Origin of the sequence: Streptomyces sp. V4I2 (genome assembly GCF_030817655.1) — a bacterium.
GTDB classification, from domain to species: domain Bacteria; phylum Actinomycetota; class Actinomycetes; order Streptomycetales; family Streptomycetaceae; genus Streptomyces; species Streptomyces plumbiresistens.
The window spans coordinates 7733486-7746943 of record NZ_JAUSZM010000003.1; the positions used below are offsets into that span (position 1 = coordinate 7733486).

General features: G+C 68.4%; 7 protein-coding genes. All 7 read left to right on the forward strand.

The window, feature by feature from the left end:
• Nucleotides 1-81 precede the first annotated feature (81 nt).
• The 7 genes from QFZ76_RS36475 to QFZ76_RS36505 all read left to right on the forward strand — a co-directional run bounded on the left by QFZ76_RS36475 (nucleotide 82) and on the right by QFZ76_RS36505 (nucleotide 13407).
• On the forward strand, nucleotides 82-5574 hold the full coding sequence (locus QFZ76_RS36475; protein ID WP_307677661.1) for a HAMP domain-containing protein: 5493 nt from the start codon (nucleotides 82-84) through the stop codon (nucleotides 5572-5574).
• A 318-nt stretch (nucleotides 5575-5892) separates the two neighbouring features.
• Nucleotides 5893-6573 carry a two-component system response regulator gene (locus QFZ76_RS36480; RefSeq protein WP_307677662.1) on the forward strand — a complete coding sequence of 227 codons (681 nt, stop codon included), beginning with the start codon at nucleotides 5893-5895 and terminating at the stop codon, nucleotides 6571-6573.
• 124 nt (nucleotides 6574-6697) lie between these two features.
• Nucleotides 6698-9400, forward strand: a complete 2703-nt coding sequence (locus QFZ76_RS36485; protein WP_307677663.1) for a DNA translocase FtsK — start codon at nucleotides 6698-6700, stop codon at nucleotides 9398-9400.
• Nucleotides 9401-9634: 234 nt separating this feature from the next.
• The gene (locus QFZ76_RS36490) at nucleotides 9635-10474 is read left to right on the forward strand and encodes a helix-turn-helix domain-containing protein (protein WP_307677664.1); all 840 of its coding nucleotides are present in this window, start codon (nucleotides 9635-9637) and stop codon (nucleotides 10472-10474) included.
• An 85-nt stretch (nucleotides 10475-10559) separates the two neighbouring features.
• Nucleotides 10560-12032 carry a 30S ribosomal protein S12 methylthiotransferase RimO gene (gene rimO / locus QFZ76_RS36495; protein WP_307677665.1) on the forward strand — a complete coding sequence of 491 codons (1473 nt, stop codon included), beginning with the start codon at nucleotides 10560-10562 and terminating at the stop codon, nucleotides 12030-12032.
• Complete coding sequence (gene pgsA / locus QFZ76_RS36500) at nucleotides 12029-12853, forward strand: CDP-diacylglycerol--glycerol-3-phosphate 3-phosphatidyltransferase (protein WP_307677666.1); 825 nt, start codon at nucleotides 12029-12031, stop codon at nucleotides 12851-12853. Before rimO ends, pgsA begins: the two co-directional genes overlap by 4 nt.
• Nucleotides 12850-13407 carry a CinA family protein gene (locus QFZ76_RS36505; RefSeq protein ID WP_307677667.1) on the forward strand — a complete coding sequence of 186 codons (558 nt, stop codon included), beginning with the start codon at nucleotides 12850-12852 and terminating at the stop codon, nucleotides 13405-13407. The genes pgsA and QFZ76_RS36505 overlap by 4 nt, the downstream gene beginning before the upstream one ends.
• The last annotated feature ends 51 nt before the right edge of the window (nucleotides 13408-13458 follow it).

Here is a 13458-nt window from a genome sequence, read left to right on the forward strand (position 1 = left end):
TGAATAGGCAGCAGTAACCGGCAAGCCGAGCAGTAGTACCTGGGCACAGCAGTAACGGTCGACCCCTGCGGGAGGGACACAGTGGAGTCTGGCGCAGCGACGCGGGGCACTAAGACGCGCGCGAAAGGCGGACAGTCCCTGAGTAACCAGCGCAAACCGCGCAACGGCACCACCGCGGTGGATACGGCTGCCCTGAACAGGCTGCTGGCGGCTCTCGTCTCGATGCGCGACGGGAACTTCCGCAAGCGGCTCACCGTGTCCGGTGACGGCGTGATGTCGGAGATCGCCGCGGTTTTCAACGAGGTGGCCGACCGGAATCTCCACTTGACGGGTGAATTGTCGCGGGTCCGGCGCATGGTGGGGCGTGAGGGAAAGCTCACGGAACGGCTGGAAACAGGTGCCTCCGAGGGCTCCTGGGCTGCCGCCATCGATGCTTCGAACGCGCTGGTCGACGATCTCGTACGGCCTGTCTCCGAGGTGAGCCGGGTGCTGTCCGCGGTGGCGGAGGGCGACCTGTCGCCGCGTATGGAGCTGCGGACGCAGGCGCCGGACGGGACCGGGCATCCGTTGCGCGGGGAGTTCCTGAAGGTCGGGCGGACCGTCAACAATCTGGTCGACCAGCTGTCGACGTTCACCGACGAGGTCACGCGGGTGGCCAGCGAGGTGGGCACCGAGGGCAAGCTGGGCGGGCAGGCCCGGGTGCGCGGTATGTCGGGTTCGTGGAAGGACCTGACGGAGTCCGTCAACACGATGGCGTACCGGCTCACGGCTCAGGTGCGGGACATCGCGCTGGTGACGACGGCGGTCGCCAAGGGTGACTTGTCCCGGAAGGTCACGGTTCATGTGGCCGGCGAGATGCTGGAGCTCAAGAACACCGTCAACACGATGGTGGACCAGCTGTCGTCGTTCTCCTCCGAGGTGACGCGGGTCGCGCGCGAGGTCGGTGTCGAGGGCGAGCTGGGCGGGCAGGCGCAGGTCCCCGGTGTGGCCGGTGTGTGGAAGGACCTCACCGATTCGGTGAACCTTATGGCCGGCAATCTGACGGCCCAGGTGCGCGGGATCTCGCAGGTGACGACCGCGGTCGCCAGCGGTGACCTGTCGCAGAAGGTGACGGTCTCGGCGCGCGGCGAGGTCGCGCAGCTCGCCGACACGATCAACCAGATGACCGAGACGCTGCGGATCTTCGCGGACGAGGTCACGCGGGTGGCCAACGAGGTCGGTGCCGAGGGGCAGCTCGGCGGGCAGGCGAACGTGCCGGGTGCGGCGGGGACGTGGAAGGACCTCACCGATTCGGTGAACACGGTCTTCAGGAACCTCACCACGCAGGTGCGGGACATCGCCGCCGTGACGACGGCCGTGGCCAACGGTGATCTCTCGCAGAAGGTCACCGTCGACGTGGCCGGCGAGATGCTGGAGCTGAAGAACACCGTCAACGGGATGGTGGACCAGCTGTCCGCGTTCGGCGCCGAGGTCACGCGGGTGGCGCGCGAGGTCGGTGTCGAGGGCGAGCTGGGAGGCCAGGCGCAGGTGCCCGGGGCCGCCGGCACGTGGAAGGACCTGACGGACTCCGTCAACACCGCGTTCCGGAATCTCACCGGACAGGTGAGGAACATCGCCCAGGTGACCACGGCCGTGGCCAACGGTGACCTGTCCCAGAAGGTCACCGTGGACGTCTCCGGCGAGATGCTCCAGCTGAAGAACACCGTGAACACGATGGTGGACCAGCTGTCGGCCTTCGCGGACCAGGTGACGCGGATGGCGCGGGACGTGGGCACCGAGGGACGGCTGGGCGGTCAGGCCGTGGTGCCCGGCGTGTCCGGTACGTGGAAGGAGCTCACCGACTCCGTCAACTTCATGGGCGGCAACCTCACCTCGCAGGTGCGGCAGATCGCCCAGGTGACGACGGCGGTGGCCCGGGGTGACCTGTCGCAGAAGATCGACGTGGATGCGCGCGGCGAGATCCTGGAGCTGAAGAACACCATCAACACGATGGTCGACCAGCTGTCCGCCTTCGCGGACCAGGTGACCCGGGTCGCCCGCGAGGTGGGTACGGAGGGCCGCCTCGGCGGCCAGGCGCAGGTGCCCGGCGTCGCCGGTGTGTGGCGTGACCTGACCGACTCCGTGAACGGCATGGCGGGGAACCTGACCGCCCAGGTGCGCAACATCGCGCAGGTCGCGACGGCGGTGGCCCGGGGTGACCTGTCGCAGAAGATCGACGTGGACGCGCGCGGCGAGATCCTGGAGCTGAAGAACACCCTCAACACGATGGTGGACCAGCTGTCGAGCTTCGCCGACCAGGTGACGCGGGTGGCGCGCGAGGTGGGCACGGAGGGCATCCTCGGCGGCCAGGCCGAGGTGCAGGGTGTCTCCGGCACCTGGAAGGACCTCACGCAGTCCGTGAACTTCATGGCGAACAACCTGACCATCCAGGTGCGCAACATCGCCGAGGTCACGACCGCGGTCGCCAAGGGAGACCTGTCGAAGAAGATCACCGTCGACGCGAAGGGCGAGATCCTCGAACTCGTCAGCACCGTCAACACGATGGTCGACCAGCTGTCGTCCTTCGCGGAGCAGGTGACGCGGGTGGCGCGCGAGGTGGGCACGGAGGGCATCCTCGGCGGTCAGGCCCACGCGTCGGGCGTCACGGGCATCTGGAAGGACCTCACCGACAACGTCAACCTGATGGCCAACAACCTGACCATGCAGGTGCGCAACATCTCCCAGGTCGCGTCGGCGGTCGCCAACGGAGACCTGACGCGGACGGTGACGATCGAGGCGCGCGGCGAGGTCGCGCAGCTCGCGGACACCTTCAACACCATGGTGAAGACGCTGAGTTCGTTCGCCGACCAGGTCACCAAGGTAGCCCGTGAGGTGGGCACGGACGGCATCCTGGGCGGGCAGGCTCGGGTGCCGGGAGTGGCCGGGACCTGGAAGGACCTCACCGAGTCGGTGAACCAGATGGCGTCCAACCTGACCGGTCAGGTGCGCAACATCGCCATGGTGACCACGGCCATCGCGAAGGGTGACCTGACCAAGAAGATCGACATTGACGCTCGTGGCGAGATCCTCGAGCTCAAGACGACCATCAACACCATGGTCGATCAGCTGTCGTCGTTCGCCGAGGAGGTCACCCGAGTCGCCCGCGAGGTGGGTACGGAGGGCCAGCTGGGCGGTCAGGCACGCGTGCGTGACGTCGACGGAACCTGGCGCGACCTCACCGAGTCGGTGAACGAGATGGCCGGGAACCTGACCCGGCAGGTGCGTGCCATCGCGCGCGTGGCGACCGCGGTGACCCGTGGCGACCTGAACCTGAAGATCGACGTGGACGCCTCCGGCGAGATCCAGGAACTCCAGGACTACATCAACAAGATGATCGCCAACCTGCGCGACACCACGATCGCCAACAAGGAGCAGGACTGGCTCAAGGGCAACCTCGCCCGCATCTCCGCACTGATGCAGGGCCGCCGTGATCTGGCCGACGTGGCCTCGCTGATCATGAGCGAGCTGACGCCGGTGGTGACCGCGCAGCACGGCGCGTTCTTCGTCGCCATGCCGCTCCTGGACGGCAAGGACCTGAGCGCCGAGGCGGAGGAGCAGTACGAGCTGCGGATGCTGGGGTCGTACGGCTACTCGATGGGCTCCATGCCGACGTCGTTCAGGCCGGGCGAGGCGCTGATCGGGACGGCCGCCGAGGAGAAGCGCACGATCCTCGTGGAGAACGCGCCCAGTGGATATCTGAAGATCTCCTCCGGGCTCGGGGAGGCGCCGCCCGCGCAGGTGATCGTTCTGCCGGTGCTGTTCGAGGGCAAGGTGCTCGGTGTCATCGAGTTGGCCTCCTTCACTCCCTTTACGCAGATCCAGAAGGACTTCCTCAACCAGATCGCCGAGATGATCGCGACCAGCGTCAACACCATCTCCGTCAACACCAAGACCGAGGTGCTGCTGAAGCAGTCGCAGGAGCTGACCGAGCAACTTCGCGAGCGGTCGGAGGAGTTGGAGAACCGGCAGAAGGCTCTCCAGGCGTCCAACGCCGAACTGGAGGAGAAGGCGGAGCTGCTGGCCCAGCAGAACCGCGACATCGAGGTGAAGAACACCGAGATCGAGGAGGCGCGGCAGGTCCTGGAGGAGCGCGCCGAGCAGCTCGCCGTGTCGATGCGCTACAAGAGCGAGTTCCTCGCCAACATGTCGCACGAACTGCGTACACCGCTCAACTCGCTGCTGATCCTGGCCAAGCTGCTCGCCGACAACGCGGAGGGGAACCTCTCGCCGAAGCAGGTCGAGTTCGCCGAGACGATCCACGGGGCCGGTTCCGACCTGCTCCAGCTGATCAACGACATCCTCGACCTGTCGAAGGTCGAGGCGGGCAAGATGGACGTCTCCCCGACGCGCATCGCGCTCGTCCAGCTCGTGGACTACGTGGAGGCCACCTTCCGGCCGCTGACCGCGGAGAAGGGCCTGGACCTGTCCGTACGGGTGTCGCCGGAGCTGCCGGCCACGCTGCACACCGACGAGCAGCGGCTCCTTCAGGTGCTGCGCAACCTGCTGTCCAACGCGGTGAAGTTCACCGACTCCGGGGCTGTCGAGCTGGTCATCCGGCCCGCCGGCCGGGATGTGCCGGTGGCGATCAGGGAGCAGCTCCTGGAGGCGGGTTCGCTGCGTGACGCGGACGCCGACCTGATCGCGTTCTCCGTGACGGACACGGGGATCGGGATCGCGGCCAGCAAGATGCGGGTGATCTTCGAGGCGTTCAAGCAGGCGGACGGTACGACGAGTCGCAAGTACGGCGGTACGGGGCTCGGGCTGTCGATCTCGCGGGAGATCGCGCAGCTGCTGGGCGGTGAGATCTATGCCCAGAGCGAGCCCGGGCGCGGATCGACGTTCACGCTGTACTTGCCGCTGCACCCGAGCGAACTGCCGCCGCAGGGCTATCAGCAGCTCGCGCCGCCCGCCCTGGAGGCCGGCGACCTGATGGGGTCCTCCTCCTCGGGGCGGCACGAGCCGACAGAGCTGTCCGACGCGGAGGTCGAGACGCCGGCCGAGGTGAGGTCGTACCGGGAGACGCAGAACGGTGCCGCGGCGCTCTTCAGGCGCCGCAGGCGGCCCATGCCGGAGATCGAGCAGCGTCTCGCGCAGCAGGAGCAGTGGCCCGTGGCGGCGGAGCAGCAGACGACGCCGAAATCGCGCCGCGGCATCCGGTTCGGCGGGGAGAAGGTGCTGATCGTCGACGACGACATCCGCAACGTCTTCGCGCTGACCAGCGTCCTCGAACAGCACGGACTGTCCGTGCTGTACGCCGAGAACGGCCGCGAGGGCATCGAGGTCCTGGAGCAGCACGAAGACGTGGCGGTCGTCCTGATGGACATCATGATGCCCGAGATGGACGGCTATGCGACGACGACGGCGATCCGCAGGATGCCGCAGTTCGCCGGGCTGCCGATCATCGCGCTGACAGCGAAGGCCATGAAGGGCGACCGGGAGAAGGCGATCGAGTCCGGCGCCTCCGACTACGTGACCAAGCCGGTCGACCCCGATCACCTGCTGACGGTGATGGACCAGTGGATGCGTGGCGAGTGACGGGATCGGTCGGGCAATGCGTGGGCTTCGTGCGGATGTGGCGGGAACCTTCGGCGAGTACCCGGAGTTGCTGACTCTGGGTGGCCGAAGCCGTGTAGAAGTACGGGATTCGGGGAACCTTCTGGTCTCCCGTCGCGTTTCTGCTACGTGCACAGTGACATCGCGGTGACAGGGTGTGGCGACGGGCGGGGTGCGGCTACGATGACCGGCACAAGGACGGGCGGCGCAAGGGAGTCGTCCCCTGGGGCGGCGCCGGTAGGCGTCACCCCAAGTCCTGCGGACAGGGGAGGCCCCACGCCGGGGCGAGGAGGGCGGGCCATGGTGCAGAAGGCCAAGATCCTCCTGGTCGATGACCGGCCGGAGAATCTGCTCGCGCTGGAGGCCATCCTCTCTGCGCTCGATCAGACACTGGTGCGGGCATCGTCCGGGGAGGAAGCGCTCAAAGCACTGCTCACGGACGACTTCGCGGTCATTCTGCTGGACGTCCAGATGCCGGGTATGGACGGCTTCGAAACGGCCGCGCACATCAAGCGGCGAGAACGCACCCGGGACATCCCGATCATCTTCCTCACCGCGATCAACCACGGACCGCACCACACGTTCCGTGGCTACGCGGCAGGCGCGGTCGACTACATCTCCAAGCCGTTCGACCCCTGGGTGCTGCGCGCCAAGGTCTCCGTCTTCGTCGAGCTGTACATGAAGAACTGCCAGCTGAGGGAGCAGGCGGCGCTGTTGCGGCTCCAGTTGGAGGGCGGCGGCAAGGCGTCGGCCGGGGACGCGAAGGAGCCGGCAGGGCTGCTCGCCGAGCTGTCGGCGCGGCTGGCGGCGGTGGAGGAGCAGGCCGAGGCGCTGTCGAAGCAACTGGACGACGACTCCGCGGATGCGGCGGCGGTCGCCACGGCGGCCCATCTCGAACGCAAACTCACGGGGTTGCGGCGGGCGCTCGACGCGCTGGAGCCCGGAACGGGAAGTTCTCCCTCGGTGCCGTCGCAGAACTGATGCCTCCCACAGGCGTCGTTGTGCGTGAACGCGCGTCAGTTCAGCTCCCTTTCAAGGGCGACACGAACGGGTGAAGCAGTAGGCACAGGTGTCCGCTGTCGTCTCCACCGGTAACCTCACACCTATGGCCTCACGTCCCTCCGCAGCCAAGAAGCCCGCCAAGAAGGCGGCCGCTCCGGCGAAGGCTCCGGCGAAGAAGGCCGCTGCGAAGAAGGCGCCCGCCAAAAAGGCGCCCGCCAAGAAGGCCGCGGCGAAGAAAGTCGCGCCGCCGAAGCCGGCGCCCAGCCCTACCGGGGGCATCTACCGGCTCGTGCGCGCGCTGTGGCTCGGCGTCGCGCACGCCGTCGGCGCGGTGTTCCGCGGGATAGGGCAGGGCGCGAAGAACCTCGACCCGGCGCACCGCAAGGACGGCGTCGCGCTGCTGCTGCTCGGCCTCGGACTGATCGTCGCCGCCGGTACCTGGTCCAACCTGCGCGGTCCAGTCGGCGACCTCGTCGAGATGCTGGTGACGGGCGCCTTCGGCCGGCTCGACCTGCTCGTGCCGATACTGCTCGCGGTCATCGCCGTACGGTTCATCCGGCACCCCGAACAGCCCGAGGCCAACGGTCGCATCGTGATCGGTCTGTCCGCACTCGTCATCGGCGTGCTCGGCCAGGTCCACATCGCCTGCGGCTCACCCGCGCGCGGTGAGGGCATGCAGGCGATACGGGATGCCGGCGGCCTCATCGGCTGGGGAGCGGCGACCCCGCTGACGTACACCATGGGCGAGGTCCTCGCGGTACCGCTGCTCGCGCTGCTGACGATCTTCGGGCTGCTGGTCGTCACGGCCACTCCCGTCAACGCCATCCCGCAGCGGCTGCGGCTGCTCGGGGTGCGTCTCGGCCTCGTGCACGACCCCGCCGAGGACGAGTTCGGGGAGGACGACGAGCGCTACGACGACCAGTGGCGCGACGCCGTGCCCGCGCGCCCTCGCAGACGCGGCCCGGCCCCCGCGGCGTACGACCCCGACGGAGCCGAGCAGGAGGCCCTCTCCCGGCGTCGTGGCCGCCCCCGGCGCTCCGCGGTGCCGCAGCCCGATCTGGACCGTCCCATGGACGCCGTGGACGTCGCCGCGGCCGCCGCCGCCGCGCTCGACGGGGCCGTGCTGCACGGCATGCCGCCCTCGCCGATCGTCGCCGACCTCACCCAGGGCGTCAGCGTGGGGGAGCGCGAGGAGCCGACCCCGACTCCCACGCCGGTCCCGGCCGCGCGCCCCAAGCAGGAGAAGCTCGACGTGGGGGTCGCGGACCTCACCAAGTCCGCGCCCGACGTGCCCCGCGAGCTCCCGGCGCGCGCCGAGCAGCTGCAGCTGTCCGGCGACATCACCTACGCGCTGCCCTCGCTCGACCTCCTCACGCGCGGGGGCCCCGGCAAGTCTCGCAGCGCCGCGAACGACGCGGTCGTCGCCTCGCTCACGACCGTCTTCTCCGAGTTCAAGGTCGACGCCGCCGTCACCGGCTTCACCCGTGGGCCGACGGTCACGCGCTACGAGGTCGAGCTCGGTCCCGCCGTGAAGGTCGAGCGGATCACCGCGCTGACCAAGAACATCGCGTACGCCGTCGCCAGTCCGGACGTACGGATCATCAGCCCGATCCCCGGCAAGTCCGCGGTCGGCATCGAGATCCCGAACACCGACCGGGAGATGGTCAACCTCGGTGACGTGCTGCGCCTCGCCGCGGCCGCCGAGGACGACCACCCGATGCTGGTCGCGCTAGGCAAGGACGTCGAGGGCGGCTATGTGATGGCCAACCTCGCGAAGATGCCGCACGTGCTGGTTGCCGGAGCCACCGGTTCCGGTAAGTCGTCCTGCATCAACTGCCTGATCACGTCGATCATGGTCCGCGCGACTCCCGAGGACGTCCGCATGGTCCTCGTCGACCCCAAGCGCGTCGAGCTGACCGCGTACGAGGGCATCCCGCACCTGATCACGCCGATCATCACCAACCCGAAGCGGGCCGCCGAGGCGCTCCAGTGGGTCGTACGGGAGATGGATCTTCGGTACGACGATCTGGCGGCGTACGGCTACCGGCACATCGACGACTTCAACGAGGCCGTGCGCAGCGGCAAGGTGAAGTCGCCGGAGGGCAGTGAGCGGGAGCTCCAGCCGTACCCGTATCTGCTGGTGATCGTCGACGAGCTCGCCGACCTGATGATGGTCGCCCCGCGGGACGTCGAGGACTCGATCGTGCGCATCACGCAGCTCGCGCGCGCGGCCGGCATCCACCTGGTCCTCGCGACGCAGCGGCCGTCCGTCGATGTCGTCACCGGTCTGATCAAGGCGAACGTGCCCTCGCGGCTCGCCTTCGCCACCTCCTCGCTCGCCGACTCGCGGGTCATCCTCGACCAGCCCGGTGCCGAGAAGCTGATCGGCAAGGGTGACGGGCTGTACCTGCCGATGGGTCAGAACAAGCCCACCCGTATGCAGGGTGCCTTCGTGACCGAGGAGGAGGTCGCGACGGTCGTCCAGCACTGCAAGGACCAGATGGCGCCGGTCTTCCGGGACGACGTCACCGTGGGCACCAAGCAGAAGAAGGAGATCGACGAGGAGATCGGCGACGACCTCGACCTGCTGTGCCAGGCCGCCGAACTGGTCGTCTCCACGCAGTTCGGGTCGACGTCCATGCTGCAGCGGAAGCTGCGGGTCGGGTTCGCCAAGGCGGGTCGGCTCATGGACCTCATGGAGTCCCGGGGGATCGTCGGGCCGAGCGAAGGCTCCAAGGCTCGTGATGTTCTTGTGAAGGCTGACGAACTGGACGGAGTGCTCGCGGTGATCCGCGGGGAGGCTTAAAGGGAGTCCCAAGGCCGCTGTTCAATCGTGACTCACCCGTAAGGGATCATTGAGCAACCGTTTCCCTTCCGCGTACGTCAAGTTGAGGGAAGCGACAAGCTGCTGCCCCACCATCGGCGTGTCCGGCCATACCGATGGCGTACAAAGTGCCACCGCCCGGTTGCCCCACCCTTTCTTACCCCCCATAGACTGAACCTCCAGCACAGGCGGCTAAAACGCTCGAAAGGCGCCCCCGTGTCCCTCGGCAACTCCCCTGAAGACGAGCGTCCGTTCGAAGACGACCGTGAGGAAGCCCGCCCCTCGATCGGTCGTGCTCTCCAGCAGGCCCGTATCGCGGCCGGACTGACCGTCGACGACGTCAGTTCCGCCACCCGGGTCCGCATCGCCATCGTGCACGCCATCGAGGCGGACGACTTCGACCCCTGTGGCGGCGACGTCTACGCCCGCGGTCACATCCGGACCCTGGCCAAGGCCGTCCGTCTCGATCCCGCCCCGCTGCTCGCCCAGTACGACCACGATCACGGCGGGCGTCCGGCGCCGACCCCGGCCGCTCCGCTGTTCGAGGCGGAACGGATCCGTCCGGAGCGGCGCGGGCCCAACTGGACCGCGGCCATGGTCGCCGCGATCGTCGCCGTGGTCGGCTTCGTCGGGTTCACCGCCTTCAGAGGCGGTGACGACGACGGCGGCAAGACGCAGGTCGCCGAGGGCTCCAATCCCTCGACGAGCAAGAACGCCTCGCCCACGCCGAAGAACGACAAGCCCGAGGACACCGAGCCGGCGCCCTCGGACAGCGCCATCGCCGCCGCGCCCCAGGACAAGGTGACCGTCCAGGTCAGCGCCGCCGACGGAAAGAGCTGGATCTCCGCCAAGGACCACAACGGGCGGAGCCTGTTCGACGGACTGCTCAAGCAGGGCGAGTCCAAGACCTTCCAGGACAGCCAGAAGGTCAACCTCGTCCTCGGCGACGCCGGGGCGATCCAGCTGTATGTGAACGGCAAGAAGATCGACGAGGACTGGCAGCCGGGGGCCGTGGAGCGGCTCACCTATACGAAGGGCGACCCTCAGGTCGGTTAGGACCGGACGGGTACGGACGGGGTTGGCCAAGATCGGCCAACCCCGTCGACGTGGGGTGTCAGTGGGACGAAGTAGTCTTGAGCCCATGCCTGAACGCCGTACCGTCGCACTCGTCACTCTTGGCTGCGCCCGTAACGAGGTGGACTCGGAGGAGCTGGCAGGCCGCTTGGAGGCGGACGGCTGGCACCTCGTGGAGGACGCCTCGGACGCGGACGTGGCCGTCGTCAACACGTGCGGCTTCGTCGACGCCGCCAAGAAGGACTCCGTCGACGCCCTCCTGGAGGCCAACGACCTCAAGGGGCACGGCAGAACCCAGGCCGTCGTGGCGGTGGGCTGCATGGCCGAGCGGTACGGCAAGGATCTCGCGGAGGCCCTCCCGGAGGCCGACGGCGTGCTCGGCTTCGACGACTACGCCGACATCTCCGACCGGCTGCAGACCATTCTGAACGGCGGAATCCACGCCTCCCACACCCCGCGCGACCGGCGCAAGCTGCTGCCGATCAGCCCCGCCGAGCGGCAGTCGGTCTCCGACGTCGCCCTGCCCGGGCACGGCGCCGCGTCCGACCTGCCGGAGGGGCTCGCTCCGGCCTCCGGCCCCCGTGCGCCCCTGCGCCGCCGTCTGGACGGCGCCCCGGTCGCCTCGGTGAAGCTCGCCTCCGGCTGCGACCGGCGCTGCTCCTTCTGCGCCATCCCGTCCTTCCGCGGCTCCTTCATCTCGCGCCGCCCCAGCGACGTGCTGAACGAGGCGCGGTGGCTGGGCGAGCAGGGTGTCAAGGAGATCATGCTGGTCTCCGAGAACAACACCTCGTACGGCAAGGACCTGGGCGACATCCGCCTGCTCGAGTCCCTGCTGCCCGAGATCGCCGAGGTCGACGGCGTCGAGCGGGTGCGGGTGAGCTACCTCCAGCCCGCCGAGATGCGGCCCGGGCTCATCGACGTGCTGACGTCCACGCCCAAGGTCATGCCCTACTTCGACCTGTCCTTCCAGCACTCCGCGCCCGACGTGCTGCGCGCGATGCGCCGCTTCGGCGACACCGACCGCTTCCTGGAGCTGCTCGACACCATCCGGAGCAAGGCACCCCAGGCCGGCGTGCGCTCCAACTTCATCGTGGGCTTCCCCGGTGAGAGCGAGGCCGATCTGGCCGAGCTGGAGCGTTTCCTGAACGGCGCGAGGCTGGACGCCATCGGCGTCTTCGGGTACTCCGACGAGGACGGCACCGAAGCGGCGACGTACGACAACAAGGTCGACGAGGACGTCGTCGCCGAGCGGCTGGCCCGCGTCTCCCGACTCGCGGAGGAACTCGTCTCGCAGCGGGCCGAGGAGCGTGTCGGCGAGACCGTGCAGGTGCTCGTGGAGTCGGTGGACTCCGTGGAGGGCGTGTACGGCCGTGGGGCGCACCAGGCGCCCGAAACCGACGGCCAGGTGTTGCTCACGAGCGGCGAGGGCCTGAGTGTCGGTCGTATGGTCGAGGCGAAGGTGGTCGGTACGGAAGGTGTCGACCTGGTGGCCGAGCCGCTGCAGGGCTCGCTCGCGTGGAGTGAGGAGGCAGGCAGATGACCGGAGTCCCGGCGTCCGCTGCGGGTGGCTCCTCCGCTGCGAAGGGTGCGGCCGCGGGCACGGCTTCGGGTGCCGCGTCCGCGTCCGGTGCCGCGTCCGGTGCCGTCTCCGGTGCTTCTGGTACGTCTGGTACTTCTGGTGCGCTTAGTGCTTCTGGTGCTTCTGGTGCCTCTGGCGCTGATGCCGGTGGGAAGTCGGCACGTGGTGGGAAGCTGACGGCTGCCGCCGTCAATCAGGCCAGTGTCTGGAACATCGCCAATCTGCTGACCATGCTCCGGCTGCTCCTGGTGCCCGGCTTCGTCGCGCTGATGCTCGCCGACGGCGGCTACGACCCGGCGTGGCGCTCGTTCGCCTGGGCGGCCTTCGCGGTCGCCATGATCACCGACCTGTTCGACGGGCATCTGGCACGCACGTACAACCTCGTCACCGACTTCGGGAAGATCGCCGACCCCATCGCCGACAAGGCGATCATGGGCGCGGCGCTGATCTGTCTGTCCGCGCTCGGTGACCTGCCGTGGTGGGTGACGGGCGTCATCCTCGGCCGGGAACTCGGAATCACGCTGTTGCGTTTCGTGGTCATCCGGTACGGCGTCATTCCCGCCAGCCGCGGCGGCAAGCTGAAGACCCTCACGCAGGGCGTGGCCGTGGGGATGTACGTCCTGGCACTGACGGGATGGCTGGCCACCCTGAGGTTCTGGGTGATGGCGGCCGCGGTCGTGCTGACCGTCGTGACGGGGCTGGACTATGTGAGACAGGCCATTGTGCTGCGCCGGCAGGGAATCGCCGAGCGCAAGGCGGCGTTGGAGGAGACGGAAGCGTGAGTTCCCCGGCCGCGGACGTGGCCGTAGAAGTGGTACGACTACTCACCGTGAAGGGTGAGACGCTCGCCGTTGCCGAGTCGCTCACGGGCGGTTTGGTCGCGGCGGAAATCACAGCGGTCCCCGGGGCCTCCAAGGCCTTCAGGGGTTCGGTGACCGCCTACGCCACCGAACTGAAGCATGAACTGCTGGGCGTGGACGCCAGTCTGCTGGCGGCGCGCGGGGCCGTGGATCCGCAGGTCGCGGGCCAGATGGCGGCCGGAGTGCGCAAGGCGCTCGGCGCCGACTGGGGCATCGCCACCACCGGAGTCGCCGGTCCGGAACCGCAGGACGGCAAGCCCGTCGGGACGGTTTTCGTGGCCGTCGACGGGCCCCTCGCGGAGTCTTCCGGCGCAATCGGTGGCGGGAAAGTGACCGCACTGCGGTTGAACGGCGACCGTGCGGAAATTCGTATGGAGAGTGTACGGAGCGTACTCGCACTGCTCCTGGAGGGGCTTGCGAGCGAACTGACCGGGAATGAGCGGACACAGGATACGGAACGGAACGGGGGGTTTTGATGTTTGCAGCCCTGAGTGAACACGACATCGCTCCCCGCACGGCCGCGGCGC

What these genes read in the sequence shown, in the direction of transcription:
- QFZ76_RS36480 (WP_307677662.1), top strand. Translation starts at nt 5,893, where the DNA reads ATGGTGCAGAAGGCCAAGATCCTCCTGGTCGATGACCGGCCGGAGAAT.
- QFZ76_RS36485 (WP_307677663.1), top strand. Translation starts at nt 6,698, where the DNA reads ATGGCCTCACGTCCCTCCGCAGCCAAGAAGCCCGCCAAGAAGGCGGCC.
- rimO (WP_307677665.1), top strand. Translation starts at nt 10,560, where the DNA reads ATGCCTGAACGCCGTACCGTCGCACTCGTCACTCTTGGCTGCGCCCGT.
- pgsA (WP_307677666.1), top strand. Translation starts at nt 12,029, where the DNA reads ATGACCGGAGTCCCGGCGTCCGCTGCGGGTGGCTCCTCCGCTGCGAAG.